The organism is Streptomyces cyanogenus (assembly GCF_017526105.1).
Lineage (GTDB): Bacteria > Actinomycetota > Actinomycetes > Streptomycetales > Streptomycetaceae > Streptomyces > Streptomyces cyanogenus.
This window is the reverse complement of the sequence record NZ_CP071839.1, coordinates 148,867-170,388: the sequence shown is the minus strand read 5'-3', so window position 1 is coordinate 170,388 and position 21,522 is coordinate 148,867. Positions and strand designations below refer to the sequence as shown.

The following is a 21,522-nucleotide window of genomic DNA, read 5'->3' as shown; positions in this document are numbered from 1 at the left end:
CATCAACCCGGATGCACCGCCGGAACGACGCCGCCCTGCACGCGTACCCCGTCGGTCACCGTCATCGTGGCGCCGACGGGGTACGCCCGTCACCCGCGAGCGGAGTGCGACTTCAGCGGATGCGGTGCTTCCGCCAGAAGGGGCCGAGGTCCCTGTGCGTCATCGACTGTGCGGCCTTCTTGAAGCCGGCGGTGGTGGAGACGCCGTACCAGTGGTCGTGGGCGTACTTCTTGATCAGGCGCGCCATGGTGCCGGCCCCGAGGACGTGCTCCAGGTCGGCCAGGACGCAAGGGCCGATCCCGTACACGACCTGGAAGTACTCGCCACGGTGTGTAGACCAGTAGGCCATCGAGTTGGTGAGCGCGGCGGTGGCGCTCGGCCAGGAGTCGTCCGGCGAGCACTCGAACCCGTCCCAGCGGTAGTAGCGCGCGTTGGCGTACTGAGCGAAACTCTCGTCCAGCCAGGGTGAGTTGTACTCGTCGTTGCCCACGACGCCGTACCACCACTGATGGGCGATCTCATGGACGGTGGCGCCGCCCTCCTCCTCGGTGCCGAGGATGACCAGGCCGGGGTACTCCATGCCGCCGGCGAACCCGGGGGTCATCACGAGGTCGATCTCGCCGTACGGATAGCGGCCGAACTCCCTGCCGAACCGGTCGATGGCGGCGACGCCGTCCTTGCGGTTGAGGCGGACACCGGCGGCGGGCGTGTTCGGCGACCAGTACGACTTCACGCGCACGCCGTCGGGCGAGGTCTGGGTCGCGGTGCGGAACGGGCCCGCCGCCCATGCGAAGTCCCGCACCCGCTTGGCGACGCTGTGGGTGACCGTACGCCCGGTACCGCCGGGGCGGGTCCATGTGCTGCCGGTCGCCGGGACCTTGAGGGCGGACGGGTGGTCGAGGCGCACCCGGAAGTCGCTCGCCAGGGTGTAGAAGCTCTCGCCGTACGACACATACGGATCGAGGTGCCACCCCCTCGCGTCGTGCACGGCGAGGACCGGCAGCGCGTTGCCCAGGAAGCGGAACGCGCCTTCGCGGCCGAAGCGGTTGTTGCGTGCGGGCACGGTGAGGGCCACGTCGAAGGAGACGGCCGTCCGCTCACCGCGTGCGAGCGGCCTCGGCAGAGCGATGCGCAGCGCCGTGCACTTCACGCCGGGGCGGCCCGGAGTGCCGCCGCGCACGTGGGAGACGCGGACGGGGGACGGTCTTCCGGATGTCCCGCAGCCGTCCTCGCCATTGCCCCACAGGCGTATGTACACCTCACGCAGGGGCCGGCTGGAGGCGTTGCGGAAGGACACCGTCTGCCGGCCCGCCCAGTGGGAGCCGTCGGCGTCGGCGCGCAGCTTCACGTCGTAGCTGGGGCGGTCGGGCGTCGCGGGTTCGGCCGCTCTCACCGCGGCGCCGGGCGCCGGGCCGGACGGCGTGCCGGCCTCGGCCACGGTGGAGCCTGCTGTCGCGAGCAGCGCGAGCAGGGCGACCAGCAGACGGCGACCGGTTCTTGAGGGGCCCGGGGGCGACGAAGGCATGGCAGATGACATGCCAGCGGATCTTGTCACAGGGTTCCCCACGGCCGACACAGGCCCGCGCGAAGAGGGGAGGTCGGCTCCGCTTGGGCGGCGAAAATGCCAGGGTAGGCAGGGGATGTTCGCTGTACGTTGGCGCACAGTAAGGATCCCGGTTCAACCCATCCGCAGTTCATCCCCTTCCATGAGGCCTGGTCAGGGACACCACGTACGCCGAGGACGCCTCACGCGTACGCACCGGCACCGCTCCACGTGCCATGGCATCCCTGCGCAACCTGGCCATCGGCGCTCTCCGACTTGGCAACCAGACGAACATCGCCGCTGGACTCCGCCACCACACCCGCGACGCCAACCGTCCACTGATCACCCTCGGCATCATGTGATCAACCAGGAAGGATGTGGTGCAGCTTCTCGAAGACGCCGGCATCGTGCCACTGGCCCAGTCGGCGCCAGCAGGTCTGTCCGGAGCCGAACCCCAGCTCCAGTGGCAGTAGTTGCCAGCTGACGTCGTTGTAGAGCACGTACAGGATGCCCTGCAGGCACAACCGGTCATCCACCGGCTTCGGACCGGGTGCCTTCTGCGGCCAGGGCGGCAGCAACGGCTCGGTCAACGCCCAGAGGCCATCGTCCACAATCCACGGTCGAACACTCACACTCTCCCAAAACGGCCGAATCGTCACACCGGTCACGCCCGTCCCGCTGGGGCAGCGGCACGCACATCTACGACGGCCAGGGCGATTCGTCGGTGGCCGGGACGCCTTCCAAAGGAAGGCGATCGCGGTAGTACTCCGACTCCAACCAGTCCTCCCTCACGAAGACCGGCCGCGACATTTGCACGCCACCGACCTCCTGTGAGCGCAGAAGAACTCCCAGATCGGTCAGGGCGAGGGAGTCATCGAGGGTGTACAACAAGCAACTCCCGTGCTCGGCGGCGTAGTCAAGGAGGAACTGGTGCGCCTGCTCGGGATCGTGGCCGGCCAGCGCAAAGCCCGCCAGCAAGACCTGCGGACCCGTGACCGCATCCAGGGCAATGCACGCCAACTTGCCCGCGTCGTAGAACGCTTTCACCCCGTCGGCGAAATCTTCCTGCTCGTAGGGACCGCCCACCCGTTTCTGCGGCTCAGAGAGCCGGAGCGCGTCGGCGACCTCGGCCGGGCTCAGCCCAAACCGCAGTGGCCCCACCCCGGCTCCGGGCAGCAACTCCCAGTGCTCCCGTCCCTCGCTTGCGCTCACGTGATCCGCCCTTTCAAGTGACCATCCCCTGGCTCGGCATCGCGTGCGAGACCAGCGCCCAAAGTGCCACCTGAACTGACCGAGCGCCAACTGAAACGCTTGGTCACACCGCGTACCTCAGCAAGATCGTGTTACGAGTTCTTACGGTGACGCGGTGGCACGGCGGGGGACGGCCCTCGGGGTCGAAGTCGGTGTGCCACGTCACTTCGGTACTCGCCCACCGTCCGTAACTGTCAACGGCGCAGCGGAAGATCCCTCCGTTCCAACGTCGCGCCCGACCACGATTCTCTCCGAACCTGCGGACTGAACCCGGGGCCGCTGGGCGGAGACGTGCACCAGCTCCCAGCAGCGACCGGCGTTGATGTCAGTGGTCGCCCCTATGCTGCGCCGCACAGCGAGGCACGACCCCGCTTACCCTTCGACAGCAGGGAGTTGGACCCATGGCGCGCACCGGTCGACCGCGGAAGGACCCCCGCGAGCCGGAAGAGATCATGCGGGCGGCCGGCCTGGAGCCCCTGGAGCCCTATCCCGGCAGTGACCGCAAGTGGCGGTGCCGCCATACGGTGTGCGGGCGGGAGGTCACCCCCCGCCTGGGCAACGTCACCAAGGGACAGCGCGGCTGCGTGTACTGCTCCGGGCGGGCCCCGATCGACCCCGAGGCCGCAGCCGGCGTGATGCGGGCGGCCGGCCTGGAGCCCCTGGAGCCCTATCCCGGCAGTGACCGCAAGTGGCGGTGCCGCCACGTCGCCTGCGGGCGCGAGGTCACACCCACCTATGTCCGGATCAACTCCGGTACCGGGCCCTGCCGGTGGTGCGCACCGAACGCGCCGGTCGACCCCGACGCCGCCGCGGCGGACATGCGGGCCGCGGGCCTGGAACCCCTCGGCCCCTACCCGGGAGTGGACACGCCCTGGCCCGTCCGCTGCACGACGTGCGGAGCGCCCGGGGCCCCCACGCTGGGCTCCATCCGGCGGGGGCAGGGCGGCTGCTACCCGTGTGGCCGGCGCAAGGCCAACGAGTCCATGCGCCACGACGCCGAGACCGCAGCCGCGGTGATGCGGGCGGCCGGTCTGGAGCCGCTGGAGCCGTACCCCGGGACCGCGTTCCCGTGGAAGAGCCGCTGCACCAAGTGCGGGGCGATCGTCTCCCCGCGCCTGGGGCCTCTGACCGGCCGGAGCCGGCGTCCAGGCTGCAAGCGGTGCGCCGACCGGGCCAACGGTGAGGCACAGCGCCACGACGAGGACCTGGCCGTCGCCGAGATGCGCGAGCACGGATTTGAACCCCAAGAACCGTACGGCGGGGTCAAGTCCCCCTGGCGGTGCCTGTGCCACGGCTGCGGCACCATCACCTCGCCGACCTTCGGCTCCATCCTCGCCGGCCAGAGCGGATGCCGCCGCTGCGCCGACCTCCGCGCCGGTGCCGCCCGACGGGAAGACCCCGAGCGCGCTGCCGCCTCCATGAGCGAGGCCAGCCTCGAGCCCCTTGAGCCCTACACCACGACCATGACGCCCTGGCGCTGCCGCTGCACCACCTGCGGCCGCACCTCCACCCCTACCCTGGCCAAGATCCGCAGCGGCCGCAGATGCAAGTACTGCGCCCGCTTCGGCTTCGACCGCGCCGCACCCGCCCGCGTCTACATCGTCACCCACACACAACACGGCGCCGTCAAGATCGGCGTGGCCGGCGCCCTTCAGCGCAACGACCGCATCGCCCAGCACTGCCGCCTCGGATGGACCCTCCTCTACGAACACCACGTGCCCACCGGCGACGAGGCCCTGTCCGTCGAGCAGACGATCCTGCGCCGACTGCGCGCCGCCGGCCACGGCATCTTCCTCACCGCCGACCAAATGCCCAACGGCTGGACCGAGACGTTCGATGCCACCCGCGTGACCCCAGACCACCTGCGGGACGCCATCCGGGCACACCAAGCCACCCCGCTCCCACCTGGGCCCCTGACCCCGTTCTAGGGCCGCCCTCCCCAGGCGGTATCTACCCGCGCGGCGGCATGATCTACGGTCTTTACCGCACCATCACCGATCTTCAGCAACGGGGAAATACGCACATGCGCAAGACAGCAACCCTCACCACCAGCCTGCTCGCGGCGGCGCTCCTGGTGACCGGGTGCGGCAGCGAAAAGAAGGACGACAGCCCGGCCAAGGCGAGCGCCTCACCGAGCACGGCGAGCAGCGAGGCGAAGGGCCCGTCCTCGCGGAAGAAGGGTGTTCCGCATCAGGTGGTCTTCGAGGTGGGCGGCACGGGCACGGCCCAGATCGGGTGGAACGGGAACAGCAACCACTTCGAACAGGTGACGCTGCCCTGGACCAAGACCGAGACCATGCAGCTAGAGGACGCCGAGCTGAAGGTCGGCGTCACGGTGTCGGTGGTGCCCGGCTCGGTCAAAGGTTCGGACGGGATGCTCAAGCCAGCCCCGTGCACGATCAAGGTCGACGGCAAGCAGGTTGCTGACAACCAGGAAGGCAAGTCCTCCAAGCCCTGCGAGTACAAGCTCAAGGACTGACAGCCGGTCCGTCCCTTTGCCTCGCCCCGGCGAGGCATTCACGCATGCCCTGCCGCACCGGCGCAGGCGGTCCGCCGCCGGACACCGTTCGCAGCGCAGACCGCCGGCCCCCGGCCGCCGGGCTGAGGGCGGCCGGCCGGGGTGAGGCCGCCACCCGGCTCGGCGGTTACGTATCCTCGTGCCGCCGCGGGAGCCGAGGGATCCGGCGGCCGGGGAAGGGAAGCTGACGGTGTTCGGGCGAAACAGGCGGGACGAGCCCTTCGAGACGGTGCACTGGGACGAGATCACCCAGTTCGCGGTGGGCAGGACGATGCGGGACACGTTCCGCAAGTCGAAGCGCGGCGAGGGCGCGCACGCAATCCGGTTCATGAGGACGCGCGGGGGCGAGGAGTATATGGTCCCCGGCGTCTACATAGTCCCCGTGGAGCCGGCCGCGCCCCTCGCGAAGGGCGGCTTCCGGCTCTTCGACGACGAGGCCGGGCAGCAACCGCTGTGCACGGTGCTGCCGGACGGCTCCGACCGCTACCGGGTGAAGGACGCCGCGGGCCGGGAGATCGGCTCCATCCGTCGTACCCCGGTCACAAAGCGCCTCACCCAGCAGGCCCTGTGGATGGAGCAGCCCGGGCACCCGGCCGTCGTGGCCCCCCGCGCGTGGGCGAGGGGCGGTCCGGGAGCGTCCCTGGGACGCGGGGTGGGCCACGTCCTCGACGGGATTGTCGACTCCCTACTGTGCTTCGGGTCCGACGAAGCGACGGGCTCCGGGGGCCTCATTCCGGTGGTCTGGGCGGCGGTCGCTGAGGACGCGGAGGAGGGGAAAGACGGGGAGTACGGGGAAGCGGTGCTGACCTTCCCCCGCCGCACCGACGGCACCCGCTGGTACTTCGTCAAGCGGGACGGCTGGCTGGACAAGCGCCTCGCCTTCGCCCTGGCAGTGCTGCGCGAGAGCGACACCGTCGGCGCCGACCGCCGCTGAACCGCGTCCGCCCGCCCGTGGGTGGCCCGGCGCGGCCGATGGACCGGCGTACGGGTCTACCAGTTCATCGTCGACCGGCTCGAGGAGCGGCGCCGTGAGCACTACCCCGCTGGCCGTGAGGCGTACGAGGCCGACTGGAGCGCCGCCCACGATCTAGAGAAAGACTTCGCCGAGGCCGTAGATGCCGACGACCTTGTCACAGCTGAGGAGCTCCTTGAGGAGCTCACCGAGCAAGTATCACCGAATGGCTGAGGGACGAATGACGGACACCGAGCAAGCCGAACAGGTTGGCGGGCTGTCGGTCGTGGCCACCGCCGCGGACGGCGTCCGCGTGCTGACCCTGGCCGGGGAGATCGACCACCACACCGGCGACCAGTTGCGCAACGTCCTGGACGTCACCGGCACCGCCCGGCCCCGCATCGTTGTCGATATGCGCCGTGTCACCTTCATGGACTCCAGCGGCATCAACCTCCTCATCGCTGTCTACCGCGCCGTCACCGAGGCCGACGGCTGGCTCCGTTTGGCCGCACCCACCGACTCCGTCCTGCGCGTTCTGCATCTCGTCGGCATCGACGGCATCATCGAATGCCACCCCACCCCACCCTCCCCGAAGCCTTCGCTCCCTGACCCGCTCCACACACCTTCACGGGCGCGCAACGTCCGGGCCCTCAAAGGGGGGCTCACACCGGCCCTTCGCCGGTCGACCGCGGCCGCCAGGGCAGCAAACACCAGGTGATCACCGACCGGCACGGCACACCCCTTGCAGTGTCGGTGACCAGCGAAAACCGTCACGACGTCACCCAGCTCATGCCCCTGCTGGACGCGATCCCCCGCATCCGCGGCCTGGTGGGCAGGCCACGTCACCGACCACGGCGGCTGTTCGCCGACCGCGGCTACGACTACGACAAGTACCGTCGGCTCACCGTGCTCGCGGCATCACGCCGAAGATCGCACGCAAAGAGCACCGCCCAGGGGTCCGGTCTGGGCAGGACCAGGTGGGTCGTCGAGCGCACCTTCGCCTGGCTCCACCAGTTCAAAGGCCTGCGATCCGCTACGAGATACGAGCCGACCTCCACCTCGGAATCCCTCAGCCGGGTGAACTGCCCAGCACTGGCTGAACCGGGCGCCACCCGTGGACGTCGACCAGAGCATGAAGCCGATCAGGGACGAAGACATCGCGGAACCAGGGCTCGTCGTCTAGACGCTGCGGCTGCGGACGACGCCACCGCTTTTGCTCTCCAAGAGGCGCCCGCCGAACGCTGGACGCCACGACGAGGCCGGGTTCGGTTTCCAAGACGGCGCGCAGTCCGGCGCGTACGACGGGGTGGTCGTCGACCAGGAGGAGCCGGCAGGGTGCGTTGTCGGTCACCGGCGGCCCTGGGACTCGGACTCGGTGGGCCGGGGGAGGGGCAGCCGGGCGGCCAGGGCGGTGCCGTGGCCGGGGGGTGATTCGATGGTCAGAATGTGCTCGAAGGCGCACATGCGGGCCTGTATGGCCACCAGCCCGAAGCCGCGGTTCTCGGGGACGGGCGCGGAAGGAGGCGGGGTCGGGACCTCTCCCGTCGTGCTCGCACGGCTCGCCACCACCCGCACCCGGCGGGACCAACAGGGGGAGGCGAACGACGAGTACGGGCAGGCGGCTAAATTCGTGGTCGTCTTCGCAAGTCCCCACTGCCTGAGGAACTGCCCGTGTCCGAAATACCGCCCCTGAGCGGGATGAACGCTTCCTATACTCCGGCGCAGATACGACGCAACCGCCTGGTCTTCCTCTGTCTGATCCTTGCCCTCGCGGGCATGGTGACCTTCTGGGCCTTGGGTCCGTACGAAACGAAGGACCAGTCCCCGACGCTCAGGGCTGGCGACTGCTTCCAGAACACCGGGACGGACAAGGAAGCGAAGGCCAAGAAACTCGACTGCACTGACCCGCACGCCGATTACAAGGTCCTGAAGATGGACGAGAACGCAGTCGTCGACACCCTCGCGTGCTCCGACGTCCCGGGTACGACCGGCTCGCTCACCCAGTCAGGCTCCGGAAAGTGGTTCGTCGTCTGCTTCAAGGGCAACGATGAGAAGGGCAAGGAACAGCCGGACACAGCCCGATCTCGCTGAGCCCTGAGTGCTGGCGCCACAGGATTGAGCTGGGACTGGGCTGCGGTGATAGGAAGCAGCCCTGTGGTCACGGGGCCGGCCGTGGGGGCGCCGTTGGAGGACCGGGTACAACTGGTCGCCGCGTACGAGTGGACCAACTGTCCCTGAGGCAACTCGACCTGGGTGAAGAGGGCGGAGAACGACAGCCAGGGAGCGGCGAGCACCAACTGGCCGCTGCGCAGGGCACGTCATCGACCGAGGCCCCTTCCACGTGATCAACCTAACCACCGCACCATCCTGTGCCAGACCAAAGGTGCTCCTCTCCGGCCGCCTCGGAGAGGAGCACCTCCGCTGTGTGAATCGGGAGCTGTCCATGCTGGTCCACCAGGCAGACTTCACCGTCGACCTCGGCGAGGTTCATGGGTTGGGGAGATCTCACGGACCAACAGGGGGCGGTGCTGAAGCCGTTGTTGTCGAAGGGTACGAGGGTCGGGCGGCCACCCATCTGGCCTCGGCGGCAGTTGATCGACGGCATACGGTTCCGCGTCCGAACCGGTGTTCCGTCGTGGAGACCGGTCGACCGGCCGTCATGGAACCGGACCCGGCGCCAGCCGAGCTCGTCCTGCCGCGCAAGGTCACCGCGGGAATCTGGGCCGCGCGGTCGAGCGGCTGGACGTCCCGCTCCGACGGCTCGCCGTTCGAGCTGCGCCTTTCCGCCGCCGGCTGACCGGGACGGAGCGCCGGAGGGTCCAAGAAATGGTTTGCCGACCCGGTGGCTGTGTGTCACGGTTCGGACCGGACCGGCAGTTGATCATCGGCGGCCGGTCGATGTCGACATGTCGGCGGCCTCTCGGGGATCCACCGGAGAGGTGACGAAACGATGGGAACCGGTGCCGTGGGGAACAATTACGAGGACGAGTGCCGCCGGTCGTTGGCCGAGGAGCCTTGCCGGGACCAACAACTGGGAACATGTGGACAGGGAGCGGGTCCACCAGGACTGGGACGTCCTGTACCGGGAGATCACGGCTTTCCTGGACGGCGGCTCCCTGCCAGGGGACCAGCAGATCCAGGAGCTCGTCCGCAGACACTTCGACATCGCCTGCCGGTTCTACACCCCCTCCAGGGAGGCTTACGTCGGCATGTCGCTCTTCTACGCCGAGGACGAGGCCATGAGGGCGTTCCACGATTCCTACCACCCCGGGATGGTGGATTTCCTGGGCGCCGCGATCAAGGTGTTCGCCGAGCAGGGGAGTGGGTTCGCCCCCAGCGCAGGGGCCGAGGCTTCGGCGTAGTCGGGCGGCACGGGCCAGGACATGCATGGACGGGGTAGGCCCCAGGGCTGCCGCAGCCCCTGGGAGGAGGAAGCAGAGACCGGGGTCCCGGGCTGGTGCCGAGACAACATCGTGCGTGAGGACGACTTCGTCTGCGTCTTCTGCGGGAGCGATCTGCCCGCGGTGTGGAACGTGGATCCCGCTGCGTGAGACCTCGGGTCACAGCCACTCGTTAATGGTCGCGACGAGGACGGTCGCCTCGTAGCGGACGGCGAGCTTGTCGTATCGCGTGGCGACAGCGCGATGTCTCTTGAGGCGGTTGATCCCGCACTCGACCGCGTGACGCTCGCGGTAGTCGGCCGGGTCGAATCGCGGCGGCCGGCCGCCGCGGGAGCCGAGCTTCCGGCGGTTGCGCGCCTGGTCGGCCTTGTCTGGGATGGTGGAGCGGATCCCGCGTCGGCGCAGGTAGGCGCGGTTCTTGCGGGAGGCGTACGCCTTATCGGCCCGCACCCGGTCGGGGCGGAGGCGTGGCCGGCCCGGCCCGATGCGAGGCACGCGGATCTTCCCCAGCACGGGCTCGAACTGAGGCGAGTCGCCGCGCTGACCGGCCGTAACCACGATCGCCATGGGCTTCTGACCGTGCTCGACAGCCAGGTGCAGCTTGGTGGTGAACCCGCCGCTCGAACGTCCCAGCCCGTGATCGCCGGGCTCGGTCCGGACAAGTGCAGCACCGTACGACGAAACTCGTCGTATTTTGCCTGGTCAGGGCTGTTTCGCCTGGTCAGTGGGGTGTTGCCCTGTAGCGGTTTTCTTGATCGGTTGTGCGTTGTCGTCGGGTTGGGTGCACGGTTCGAGGAGGGCGAGGGTGCGATTAGAGGTGCGGGTTGATTCGGCTGCGGGGGAGTTGCGGTCGTTGCAGGGTTGGTTGCGTGCGGATCCTGAGGTGCGCCGGTCGGCCGCGGTCACGGTGCGCGGTGGTGTGCCTGGGCCGGGGGAGATGGGCACGGGGCTTGATGTGCTGCAGCTAGAGATCTTTGACGGTGCGGGTTACGTGGGAGCGTGACGGCTGGCGTGGGCCGCGCTATGCCGGGAGGATGAGGTATCCGGATGGCGGTGGATTGACGGCCGAGGAACGGGCTCGGTGTGAGCAGGTCCGGCTCGCTGCCGCTGACCTGATCGAAGCCGGGGCCGGTGACCGGGAGGTGGCCCGGCGGTTCAGGGTGACCCGGATGTCGGCGAATCGCTGGCGGCGGGCGTTGGCTTCGAGCGATCGGCAGGCCCTGGCTTCCAAGGGTCCCGGTTGCGCCCGCTGCAAGCTCGCCCCGGAACAACTCCGCTTTTTGCAGACGGTGTTGGATGCTGGCCCGGCCACGTGCGGCTGGAGTGATCAGTGCTGGACGCTGGCGAGGATCGCCGAGATCGTGCGCCGCCGGTTCGGCGTGGAGTACACCCTGGCCGGGCTGGACTTGTTGCTGCACCGCATCGGCTGGAGTGTGCAGGTCCCATCCCGTAAGGCCACCGAGCGGGACGAGGCGAAGATCGCCGCCTGGAAGGACGAGCAGTGGCCCGTCATGAAAAGAGGGCGGCGGACTTGGGCACCTGGGTCTGCTTCGAGGACGAGGCTGGCCAGGGCCTGAGGCCGCCCAAGGGCGCACCTGGGGCCGACGGGGCCGCACCCCGGTGGTGCGCGTCGCCGCAACCGGCACCAAACGCGTCTCCATGGCGGCACTGATGCCGCTGGTGGCACGGTGACAGCTGAGTACGCATACTCATGCGACCTCTCCCTCCCGCCGTCCACAGTGGTCATGGACACGGAGGGGGCGAACAGCCGTGGGGCATCGACGTCGTACCAGGGCCGTTCTGGGCATGGTGTGCAGCGTGGCGCTGCTGGCTGTATCCGCCTGTTCGCAGGACGGCGCCACCAGCCCGAAGACTGTCCGCAAACTCGCTGGAAGCGTCGAGGCGGTCAAGGCCCGAGAGCAGGTGGAGCAGGAGATCCGGAACACCATCACCGACTGGGATGCCCACACCGCGCTCACACTTGGCCTGGTGACCGTGGACGACTCATGCATGGGCGGGCGGGCGAAGGAGTTGTTCTTCCAAGACGGGGACGACCAGTACAAAATCCGCTGCACGATGTACCTCAACGCCTACTTCGGCGCCAGCCCACACCATGTGTCCGACTCGATCGACAGCATCCTCACCGCAGGCGACCCTGAGGGCTCCCCGATTCCCTTCGGCCACGACTTCATCTACGCGACCAAGGTCGTTGACTACTACCGGGGCAAGACAGGCGACCCGCAGGGCCCAGGCACTGGTGAGCCGAACGAACTATTCAGCGCGGCTACGGTCACGCTCAACTGGGACCAAGTCCGCCACAACGGAAAGCGTGAGCTGGTCGAGGAACTACCGGCATGCTCCCCCAGCGATCCACCTGTCCATCGGTGCCTGCGTGAGCCGGCCTCCACCAGCGTCACGAACCTGCGCCGCAAGTACGGCATGGTGTTCAAGCTCACCTTCCCCTCCAGGGACTACTTTATCGTGTACAAAGACGGCCAAACAGTCAGCCACTGATGCGGGAACCGATCGCCTGAAACTCGAGCGGGCAGCTCCTCACGGCAGCTCACGAAAGCCATACCGCCCCGACGTAACCCACACTGTTACTGACCCTTTCATAATGAGCTTCAGCGTCGGCACCCTGTCGAGTTACAGGCCGTCGTCGAGGGCGTACAGGTCGCGGCTGCGAGGCAGGCCTTCAACCAGGTCCAGGATTGCTTCGTGGAGTAGGCCGTTGGTGGCCAGCACCGTCATGTCGCCCTCGAGTACGGGCCCGCCGCCTAGGTCGGTCACCCGGCCACCAGCCTCCGAAACGATGACGGGCATGGGTGCCACGTCCTCGTAACCCATGGGTGGGCCAGCGATCACGACGGCATCCGCGCGGCCGGTGACGAGGTCAACGATGCAGCCCATCGACGCCATCAGGAACACCTGACGGTGGAGAGCGGTGAGGAGTTTCTCCGGCCAGCCGGCCGGGTTGAGTGCCTGAGTCCTCGCTCCCCGCGCGCTGGTCCGCTCGGTGACTTGGGCGCGGTGGCCCGACTTCAGGTCCGGGCTCTCCCCGGTCAGTACCCAACAGCCCAGGCCCCGCCCGGCTACGACCATCTGTCGGCTCATAGGCATGTTGATCACCCCGACAGCGGGACCGTACTCGTCCTCGTAGGCAATGTCGTTCGAGAACAGCGGCCACCGGCGAGTGAACGACGTGGTGCCGTTGATGGGGTCGATGATCCATCGTCTCCCTGACACCCCGGCGGTCGAGCCCCTCTCCTCGCCGTAGATGGCGTCCTCCGGTACACGGCGGGCCAGCTCGTCCCGGACCAGCTCTTCGACTGCAAGGTCGATCTCGGTGACCTCGCTGCCGTCTTGCTTGCGGCGACTTCCCCACTCTCCGAAGAAGCCCTGCGCAGACACCTGGCCAGCCCGCGTGGCCAAGCCGACAGCGAAGTCGAGAAGCTCTCGGTCAGCGGGCGGAGCGTCGAATGTGTGATCCATCCGGTGAGCCTGTCACGATGCTGCAGGCGAGTTGGTGTAGACCCAGATGAGATCGGGGCGTACTTCGTAGCGGATCCGTGGGCGTTTGAACTGGTGGAGCCATCATCTGCCTGCGCCGACTACGAACGTCGCCCTGAACTGGTCGGTTGAGGAAAAATGCACCTTGGTGCCGGAAGCCGTGCGAAGGTCCGCTCGACAACCCACCGGGTCTTGCCCGAGCCGGAGCCGTGGGCGGTGCCTTTGCGAGCGACTTCGGGTGTGATGCCTCGGGCCCTGCTCAGGCGGCGGTACTTGTCGTAGTCGTAACCACGGTCGCCGAACACACGCTTGGGCCGGTGGCGGGGTCGCCCGCGAGCACCGCGGATGTGCGGTATCGCGTCCAGCAGTGGGATCAGCTGGGTGACGTCGTGACGGTTCCCGCCGGTCAGGGACACGGACAGAGGTGTCCCGTGCCGGTCGGTGATCAGGTGGTGCTTGCTGCCCGGACGAGCGCGGTCGACCGGCGAAGGCCCGGTGTGAGCCCCCTTTGAGAGCCCGGACGTGGGAGCCGTCGACCGCCGCATCGTCCATGTCCAGCAGTCCGGTTTTGCGCAGGTCCGACAAGAGGACCTCGTGTAGGCGCGGCCAGACTCCTGCCTGGGTCCCAGTCCAGAAGCCGCCGCCAGGCCGTCACGCCGCTGCAGCCGATCCGCTCAGCTGGCACGTCGGCCCAGCTCACCCTGGCCGGTCGGTGGAGCGGCGCCCAGTTGCGGGCGTGCGGTGGCGGCGGGACTCTGGTAGGTGAGTCCATCCCAGTCCTGAGCCGATAGCAGGCGACCATCCCTGTCGTCGGTGGTTCCGTCCACGCTAACCGGCAGTGGCTGTCGGGGCGCGGCCCTAGACGCGGCTCACGCCGCGGGTGAGCGGGACTGGCAGGGACCGGCGCACACGTACCCGTGCGTGGAAGTGGTTGGCACGGTCGCCAGCCTCCCGCGAGAGACGCCCCTATCACGCCGGAGCAAGACATGACCGGGTTCCGGGTGGTGCGAGCCGACGATCTGCTCGTTCTCACCTTCTTGTGTGAAAATCTTACGCTTGACCGTTCCGGGCCGGAGCCGAAGTTGGTCCGGGTGACCGCCGGTCAGCGTGCCTACGTGGCGGTCTATCTACCCCCGCAGCATGTCGCCGAACAGTACTTCGACCTGCCCGCGGGGACAGATACCCTGCCCGAATCGCCACGGCCTCCCGTACCCACCCGCATTGCCCAGCCCACCCGTCTGGTGTTCGACGTCCCGGCCGCGATGCCGTCGATCCCGTGCACGCTCGAAGCTCTGCTCGACTGGGGGAAGTTGACGCCAAGCCTGGCTCCGACGGCCCTCCCCGACCCTCCCGGCCTCACCGGTAGTCCGCCGCAGATCCCCTCGTGGGTGAACGATGATCAAACCCAGATCGAACTGCCCTGGTCCGTATCTCTGTCGCCCGACGCCACGGGGCGCTGGAGCCACGCGACAGCCGCAGTAACTCATGACGGAGTCACCGAGCTCTGGCATACGAGGATGGGTACGCGCGGCGACTCCGGATCGGGGACCGTTGACGAACGAACTCTGCCAGCCGTCCGTGCCGTGTACTCCGGGAGCTTGCCGCTACCCTCTGCTGACCGGATCCCCAACCTGACCATGGACCAATCCCTTCAGTGGGCCTTGGTCCATCGCACGACGTACTTCGGCTGGGACGGCCATCCGTCGCTTCCCCCGCCACTGCGCGCCACCCATTTCATCCTCACGCCGCTCGGGGCCTGTACTGACCTGCGGGGCCACTGGGCCCCCGATGACCTGATCGGTGTGACCGACTGGCACCACGTCGTGTCGCTCGGACATGACCAAGAAGTGCACGCGGACGTGGCGGGCCGGCTGTTCCCGTTCGGCCATCGGGCAGCGGTGCACCTGCTCGTCAAGCGGGAGCCGCAGCCTCCTAGGTCGACTACAGGCACGGAGATGCTGCTGCGCCGTGGAAGCCTCCGAGTGCTCGAGCCAGAGCGGGACTTCGATCGGCTTCTGACGGCGTCGGGGGCGGGGACGGCCGGTGCCAACGGCCGGCTGCCGCTTCGCCGGGTGACGGTCACCGACACCGTAGTCACCATCGACCCCGCAGGCTCCGAGAGCAGCGCCTTCGTCCCCCAGGTAGGCGGCCAGGCCTTCCTGTTTCACTGCATCGCTCAGGACTGGAACGGACGACCGGTCGACTTGGCGATGCCCATGGTGTTCATACCCGACGGTGTCCCCTGGAACCAGGTTCTGCGGTTCCGGGAGCCCGCAGCACCAGTCCCATTGAGGGGTCAGCGCATAGCCCTGGCGGCGAAACAGGGATCCGGGGCGGCCAATCCGAGCCGTGACGGAAGCACCGACCTGGCTGTCGACCAATTGTTGTTCACCGCCTCGGACGCAGGCGCCACAGGTGACCTCCCGTTCCTGCCGTACGTGACGAAGGCATGGGTGCATCTGCCGGCTGTGGACCATCTGCTGGGAGAGACCAACGCGGTGGCCGTCACACTGACTGATCCTGCTGCCACACCGGGCCAGGTGTTCGCGAGGCTGGCCGACGGCGCCCTCCCGCTTGGGATTCCGCCAGCCCTGGCCGGTGGCCTGGTTGCCCCCACACTGGCCGTCGGCGAGCTGTCCCGTACCCACGGACTCGTTCCGCCCGTGCTCGGTGACCTCGGCGCCGCGCGGTTCGACCCCCGGAAACTATTCGACGGCCACAGCGCCGTGTTGCTCGGCGTCATCAACCTGGTCGACATCATCGCCAGCAGGGCCGACGACGGTCAGGTGCCCGTGCTCAAGTATGCGGACGACGGTACTCGCGGAACGGTCTCCTTCCGCTGGGAACCCACTTTGAAGACCGGAACCAGCAGCACGCTGCAGCTCAGAACCACGAAAGCCCTCACCATAACGGCGCAGATGAGCACCCGTCTGCCACAGTCCACCACCAGGGCCGCAGACCCAGTGACCCGGGTCGAGGGAGTCCTGAGTGACTTCGTGCTGTCCTTCACCGGGATGGTGGACGTCACGTTCAAGGAGTTGCGCTTCGCCTCGCAGACGGGTTGCAAGACCTCACTGCAGCCTGCTGGTGTCGGGCTCGAATTCCAGGGCGCGCTGCAGTTCCTCAATGAGCTGGCGAACATCCTTCCCCCCGGCCTCTTCAGCGGCCCAGTCGCTGTAGCCGTGAGCCCGCAAGGCGCCACCGTCTCCAGCACTCTGGGGCTGCCGAACGCAGCCGTCGGCGTGTTCAGCATCGAGAACATCGCACTGTCCACGCACATTAGCCTGCCGTTCACGCCCCAGGTTCCAGCCTCGGTTCGGCTGGACTTCTGCCGCCCCGACCGACCCTTCCTCGTCACCGTGGCCATGATCGGTGGTGGTGGCTACTGCTCCATCGAAGCCACCACCGCAGGCCTGCGGACGGTCACGATCGAGGCTGCGGTCGAGATCGGCGGCAACATCTCGGTCGACCTCTGGGCGGTGCAGGCCAACGTTCACGTAATGGGCGGCTTCTACTTCCATATCCAGGACAGCTACGTCAACTGCTCTGCCTTCCTGCGCATCGGAGGGTCGATCGAGCTGTTGGGCATCGCCGGCGTGTCCGTCGAGATGTACCTGGCCCTCTCCTACGACGGCAGCTCCAGTTTTTACGGAGCGACAATGGTGACGGTCTCGGTGCACCTGCTGATGTTCACCACTGACGTCACCCTCAAGGCCGAACGGCGCTTTCCTATACCGCCGCGGCTGCGGCCCTCCGCAGCCCTGGGCCCGGCCGGCTTGGAAACCCGGGAGACTGCGCACCCCCCGAAGCCGTGCGCCTTCGTGGACCTCATAAGCCCCCAGGACTGGGCCCAGTACTGCAACGCGTTCGCGTGACCCGCGGCCGCTCCCGTCAGGAATCCCTTCCACCGGGAGAATCCGTCAAAGGAAACGTCATGCTGCATCAAGAAGCCACCTGGACCGCCCTGCCCAACGGTGTCACAGGGACGGGACCCGGACGACGCCTTCGCCTGTCGGTCTTCGTCTCGCCCCGCGTCACCTCCGACCAACCCAGCGCCAGCCTCGATAAGGACTTCCTCGACTGGCCCGCCTGTGTTCAGCCCGCGCGCATCTCGTTCAACGTCCAAGTCTCGCACGCCCAGCCCGTGACGGCCGCCATCGTCAGCCCGCCAGCCCAGTCGAGTCTGTGGAAGGCGCTGTTCGGGGCCTCGACCCCGATCTCCGGTGCCGGCACGGACCACACCGTCACCGGACGGTCCGTCTACAGCACATACCCCATCGCCGAGCTCCGGGACAGCATCAGCCGCGGCTACGGAAAGCTCGCAGCCGACCACTCGGCCCTCCTTCTCGACAACACCCGGCTACGTTCGGCGTTTCCAGAGCTCCTGTCGGCGCTTGGGCCGGACGGTGAGAGGGCGCGGACTGACCACATGGGGGAGTGGAACATGTCGGACACTGGTGGGGACGCCTCCGACCGGCTCATACGGCGGCGCGCGGCCGCAGCGTCCCAGCTCCTACGGCCCCATGCGGACACCGAACTCTCCAGGCGGATCGCAGAGGCGACCACACTGGCCGACCGCCTGGCGGCGGCCGAACCCGGCACCCCGGTGCCAGTAGTCGCCGCCGACGGTGGGGCAGCAGGGGCGTACGCCAGTCTGCTCGCCTTCCATATGGGGTTGGCGCGCCCGTTGAGCGGCTCGGACGCTACCCCACCCGGTCCCGTCGACTTCCACTCGGCGCTGACCTTCCTGGGCGAGTACCCGCAGGTGCTGCGCTGGCTGGGCCTGGTCATCGATCTGGAGGTGCCCGTCACTTCGCTGCCGCAGACGCCCGCCGCAGGCCCGATTCCCCTGCTGAAGGTCACCCCGACCTTCACCCCGCCCAAGAGCATCACCTCGCACAGTCCTTGGACCGCCTACCGATGGGACGGCCGGTTCTTCGAGGCGGCCTCCAAGCCACCGGACACCTCGACCCCGGCCCCCCAGATCGTGCACGGCCTGCTCGACCTTGGCCGCGACGGACTGTTCCAGGCCGTCGACACCGATATCGATGGATCAGCCCTCAAAATCCTCCACATCCTGGCAGGGCACGCCCATGAACCGGACACGGCGGCCGACGCCGCCCTGCCCGCATTGCGCAGCAGCGGTGTCACTATCGCCCAAGCCGGCCGAGCCCAGGCACTGGTCGGCCATCTGTTGACCACAGCCGCCCGCCGTGATCGCCTGTCCCGCGACGACGACGTCGTGCTGTACGCACAGGACCTGGTCCGCGGCTACCGCTTCGACGTGCTGGAAGGCGCCTCCACCACCTGGCGTTCACTACACCAGAGGGCTGGTACCTACCAGTTCCCACCCATCAGTGGCACCGCCGTGGTGAAGACAGCCACCGATGAAGGCAGCGTCCAGCCAGCTATCACCCGAGCCCCTCTGTCCGACGGCAGCGCACCCGACCCCGCATCCCCCCTGCATATCCACGAATCCGTGGCCCATTGGCAAAACTGGAGCCTGAGCGCCCCTCGGCCCGGGAAGTGCGTGACCCCCGACGGCCCGCAGCATGTAACAAGTCTTCCCGCAGCCAATGGCCCGCCTCTGACCGTATCCTTCCAGCCTGTGGCACACACTCTGCCCCGCCTGCGCTACGGCGTCTCGTACCAGTTCAGAGCCCGCGTGGCCGACCTGGCCGGCAACGGCCCGACCCCTGCAGACGCCGACGCCGTGCTCCAAGAGTTGAGCGCCGCCCACCAGGATTTGCGGCTTCCCGGTGGCGCGAGCGGGTTCGTCCACCGCCGGCTCGAACCGATCTGCCCGCCCGTCCTGGTGCCCTGCGAGGAGTTCTGCGCGGGCGAGAGTGAAAGCGTCCTGGTGATCCGCAGCCGGACCGGCCAGACCGCGGCGCAGTACGCGGCGGCACTAAGCAAAGAACTGGCAGGCCATCCGGGAGGCGGCCCGCGCTACCGGGCAACCTGCGAGCGGCACCTGGTCCCGCCCAAAGTGGCTTTGGCAATGGCAGAGGAGCATGGGGCGCTGGACGCCGTCCTCGCGGGCCCCGGTGGCGCGCCTGCCGCATACGCCCTCGCGCGACGGGAGAAGGGCAGCATCGACGACGCTTTCATCCTTGACCCGGTCACCGGCCAGCCCGTGCCAATTCCCGACAGCCGCGACACCGATCCCGTGACCGGTGCCGTGACGCAGCGACACAGCGTAGTGATCGTGACCACTGGCACGACCGAGGCAGGCCCGTGCGGATACGCCGTGCACCATGAACCACAGCTCCAGGTCCCCTACCTCTCGGACCCCGCCGCCTGCGGTGTCGCTCTGCACGGCCTGCCAGGACTGCCAACGGGTGGCAACACAGCCGGCACGATAGATCCGCAGGGCAGACTGGTGTTCGCCCCATCGCCGCTCACGCCCGACACCCTGGCCAAAATCGGCGGTTCCACCGTCCACATTCCCTTCGGGAACAACTGGCCCCAGCGGACGCCGCTGCGTCTGAGAGTCGCGGACGCTCCCACAGGATCGGCCAGCCCTCCGCCCCCGAGCTGGGACACAGCGAACCGGGTGTTGACCGTCTACCTGGCTCCCGCCCAGCAAGCCGTCGTCACCCTGAGCTCCTTCCTCTCCACAAAGAAAGACCAGGCCCCACTGCTGGACTTCGCGCTGTGGCGCTGGATCCTCGACGCCAGCGGGGGAAACCCGGGCCAGGAAGCGATCACCATGGCGCTTCAAGGCGGGCACCGCATGCTCACCCCTCTTCATACCGTCAGACTCGTGCACGCCGTAGAAGCCCCGCTCGCTGCGCCCGCCCTGGAATTGCGGGTACTGCGCGCGCCCGGAGCGCCGTTCGCCTACCTGGGCGGCACCGTGAAGGTGAACGGAGCGAGCACTGCCAAGATCGACCTGATGGCCACGTGGACGGAATACACCGACGACGGGGCCCAAAGCCGACCGCCACAGCAGTGCACCCGGCAGGTGCTGGAGGTGCCCGTCCCCCTGCCGGGAGAGCCAGCCGCGCCTCCCGATGCCTCCGGTGCCGTCCCCGTCGCCGTATACACACCGCCCCCCGCCGACACCATCACATTCCAGGCCCCCGCCACCGCAGACCCGCCACCAGCGCGGAAGTACACGGCGCGGCACGAGTTCGGCGACACACGCCATCGCAAGGTCACCTACCGGGCGACGGCGACGAGCCGCTTCCGCGAGTGCTTCCCCGAACACATCGCCGCCGACCCGACGAGATTGAGCCTCGCGGGCAACACCGTCACCGTAGATGTGCTCAGCTCTGAGCGGCCCGCGACCCCGGAAGTCGTATCAGTCCTGCCCGCCTTCCGCTGGTTCCGGTCGACCGACGCGAACGGCACCCGGCACAGTGTCCGGCACGGTGCCATCCGCGTCTACCTTGACCGCCCGTGGTATTCCTCGGGGGAGGGCGAACTCCTCGGCGTCGTCACCGCCGACTCCGGATCGGCCTCGTCCAGCCTGCCAGCGGGCTTCATCACGCACTGGGGCACCAACCCCGTCTTCGGCGCTCCCGGTCCCACCGCCACGCCCCAGCCGTCGGTCTTTCCCGGCACCGTAACGGGGGTGCATCTTATGACGGCTGAGTTTCCAGGCGGCCCGCCGGTCGCGGTGGCGGGACACCGCGTCGGCTTCGACGCCAAACGGCAGCTGTGGTACTGCGACATCGACACCAGCCCGGCCCTCGACGACAGCTACTTCCCATTTGTTCGTCTGGCACTGGCCCGCTACCAGCCGTCCTCCCTGCCCGGCAGGGAGCTCTCCCGCGTCGTTCATACCGCGTACGTGCGCACTGCACCGCGGCGAACCGTGACCCTCAAGCCGGTGCAGGACACCCCCCACACATACGACCTGCTGGTGGAGGGCCCCTCCTACGTGAGCACGGAGTGGAAGGCGGACCTCAAGGAGAATTACTCCTGGACACATCTGCCCGGGAAGGCCCTCCCTCGTGCCTCGGTCGACGTCGTTCTCGACACCCGCATACCGGGCCTCGACGACGACCTAGGCTGGACGGAAAACTCGTCGGTGCCGCCCGCTGCGGCGGTGATCATGGGCGTCGGTCCCGCGCCAGCCTCTGGCACACCCCTGTGGCGCGGCCGGTTCACGCTCCCGCCCAGTGCCGTGCCGGGGCAGACCAGGATCAGGATCGAGGAGCACGAGTTCTTCACCCAACACACGGTTAATACGACGATCCCCGGGGATCCTTCCGACTTCCCTGGCGTGCCCCCCGGTCATGTTCCCCGGCAGCCGTACGCCTACGAGTACCCCGGTGAGCGGACGGTGTTCGCCGAGACGATCGTCCTGTGACCGGCAGGCGCACGATGGCGAAACCCG

14 protein-coding genes and 7 pseudogenes are annotated in these 21,522 nt (G+C 68.2%); 13 read left to right on the top strand and 8 right to left on the bottom strand.

Annotation, left to right across the window (positions count from 1 at the left end; translation table 11 throughout):
* Window positions 1-112: 112 nt before the first annotated feature.
* The 3 genes and pseudogenes from S1361_RS00665 to S1361_RS00655 all read right to left on the bottom strand — a co-directional run bounded on the left by S1361_RS00665 (window position 113) and on the right by S1361_RS00655 (window position 2,755).
* Window positions 113-1,525: a M1 family metallopeptidase gene (locus S1361_RS00665; protein WP_243769004.1), complete on the bottom strand. Its 1,413-nt coding sequence runs from the start codon at window positions 1,523-1,525 to the stop codon at window positions 113-115.
* 389 nt (window positions 1,526-1,914) lie between these two features.
* Window positions 1,915-2,157, bottom strand: a pseudogene (locus tag S1361_RS00660) (transposase); the annotation flags it as partial.
* A gap of 85 nt (window positions 2,158-2,242) precedes the next feature.
* Window positions 2,243-2,755 (bottom strand): hypothetical protein, encoded by a 513-nt coding sequence (locus tag S1361_RS00655; RefSeq protein ID WP_208029918.1) that lies wholly within the window; start codon window positions 2,753-2,755, stop codon window positions 2,243-2,245.
* 440 nt (window positions 2,756-3,195) lie between these two features.
* Between S1361_RS00655 and S1361_RS38765 the strand changes: the two genes are divergently transcribed.
* From S1361_RS38765 to S1361_RS00630, 5 genes and pseudogenes are all read left to right on the top strand, one after another.
* Window positions 3,196-4,722: a hypothetical protein gene (locus tag S1361_RS38765; protein ID WP_243769003.1), complete on the top strand. Its 1,527-nt coding sequence runs from the start codon at window positions 3,196-3,198 to the stop codon at window positions 4,720-4,722.
* 38 nt (window positions 4,723-4,760) lie between these two features.
* Complete coding sequence (locus S1361_RS00645) at window positions 4,761-5,273, top strand: hypothetical protein (protein ID WP_208029917.1); 513 nt, start codon at window positions 4,761-4,763, stop codon at window positions 5,271-5,273.
* Window positions 5,274-5,502: 229 nt separating this feature from the next.
* A complete protein-coding gene (locus S1361_RS00640) occupies window positions 5,503-6,246 on the top strand; it encodes a hypothetical protein (RefSeq protein WP_208029916.1) in 744 nt (247 codons plus the stop codon).
* 181 nt (window positions 6,247-6,427) lie between these two features.
* Window positions 6,428-6,982, top strand: a complete 555-nt coding sequence (locus S1361_RS40010) for an STAS domain-containing protein (RefSeq protein ID WP_341829277.1) — start codon at window positions 6,428-6,430, stop codon at window positions 6,980-6,982.
* Window positions 6,961-7,251: pseudogene (locus S1361_RS00630) on the top strand (transposase); the annotation flags it as partial. The gene S1361_RS40010 and the pseudogene S1361_RS00630, both read left to right, overlap by 22 nt.
* A 241-nt stretch (window positions 7,252-7,492) precedes the next feature.
* Here S1361_RS00630 and S1361_RS38760 read toward each other — a convergent pair.
* Window positions 7,493-7,615, bottom strand: a pseudogene (locus S1361_RS38760) (DNA-binding response regulator); the annotation flags it as partial.
* On the bottom strand, window positions 7,612-7,830 hold the full coding sequence (locus S1361_RS00625) for an ATP-binding protein (protein WP_208029915.1): 219 nt from the start codon (window positions 7,828-7,830) through the stop codon (window positions 7,612-7,614). The gene S1361_RS00625 and the pseudogene S1361_RS38760, both read right to left, overlap by 4 nt.
* A gap of 105 nt (window positions 7,831-7,935) precedes the next feature.
* Between S1361_RS00625 and S1361_RS00620 the strand changes: the two genes are divergently transcribed.
* From S1361_RS00620 to S1361_RS38750, 3 genes and pseudogenes are all read left to right on the top strand, one after another.
* Window positions 7,936-8,355, top strand: a complete 420-nt coding sequence (locus tag S1361_RS00620) for an LppU/SCO3897 family protein (RefSeq protein WP_208029914.1) — start codon at window positions 7,936-7,938, stop codon at window positions 8,353-8,355.
* 398 nt (window positions 8,356-8,753) lie between these two features.
* Window positions 8,754-8,885: pseudogene (locus S1361_RS38755) on the top strand (IS5 family transposase); the annotation flags it as partial.
* A gap of 420 nt (window positions 8,886-9,305) precedes the next feature.
* On the top strand, window positions 9,306-9,626 hold the full coding sequence (locus S1361_RS38750; RefSeq protein WP_243769477.1) for a TipAS antibiotic-recognition domain-containing protein: 321 nt from the start codon (window positions 9,306-9,308) through the stop codon (window positions 9,624-9,626).
* Window positions 9,627-9,824: 198 nt separating this feature from the next.
* Here S1361_RS38750 and S1361_RS00610 read toward each other — a convergent pair.
* Window positions 9,825-10,325, bottom strand: a pseudogene (locus S1361_RS00610) (IS5 family transposase); the annotation flags it as partial.
* A 64-nt stretch (window positions 10,326-10,389) separates the two neighbouring features.
* Between S1361_RS00610 and S1361_RS39780 the strand changes: the two are divergent.
* The 3 genes and pseudogenes from S1361_RS39780 to S1361_RS00600 all read left to right on the top strand — a co-directional run bounded on the left by S1361_RS39780 (window position 10,390) and on the right by S1361_RS00600 (window position 12,179).
* Window positions 10,390-10,668, top strand: coding sequence for an effector-associated constant component EACC1 (locus tag S1361_RS39780; RefSeq protein ID WP_341829365.1), 279 nt, complete (start codon window positions 10,390-10,392; stop codon window positions 10,666-10,668).
* A gap of 31 nt (window positions 10,669-10,699) precedes the next feature.
* Window positions 10,700-11,339 (top strand): annotated as a pseudogene (locus S1361_RS00605) (winged helix-turn-helix domain-containing protein); the annotation flags it as partial.
* 144 nt (window positions 11,340-11,483) lie between these two features.
* Window positions 11,484-12,179: a hypothetical protein gene (locus S1361_RS00600; protein ID WP_208029911.1), complete on the top strand. Its 696-nt coding sequence runs from the start codon at window positions 11,484-11,486 to the stop codon at window positions 12,177-12,179.
* A 132-nt stretch (window positions 12,180-12,311) separates the two neighbouring features.
* On the opposite strand, the gene S1361_RS00595 is transcribed toward S1361_RS00600, so the two are convergent.
* Window positions 12,312-13,157, bottom strand: coding sequence for an inositol monophosphatase family protein (locus S1361_RS00595; protein WP_208029910.1), 846 nt, complete (start codon window positions 13,155-13,157; stop codon window positions 12,312-12,314).
* Window positions 13,126-13,977 (bottom strand): annotated as a pseudogene (locus S1361_RS00590) (IS5 family transposase). The gene S1361_RS00595 and the pseudogene S1361_RS00590 overlap by 32 nt, the downstream one beginning before the upstream one ends.
* A 184-nt stretch (window positions 13,978-14,161) precedes the next feature.
* On the opposite strand from S1361_RS00590, the gene S1361_RS00585 reads away from it, so the two are divergent.
* Window positions 14,162-17,050, top strand: coding sequence for a hypothetical protein (locus S1361_RS00585; protein WP_208029909.1), 2,889 nt, complete (start codon window positions 14,162-14,164; stop codon window positions 17,048-17,050).
* Window positions 17,051-17,109: 59 nt separating this feature from the next.
* On the top strand, window positions 17,110-21,495 hold the full coding sequence (locus S1361_RS00580) for a hypothetical protein (RefSeq protein WP_208029908.1): 4,386 nt from the start codon (window positions 17,110-17,112) through the stop codon (window positions 21,493-21,495).
* Window positions 21,496-21,522: the final 27 nt, after the last annotated feature.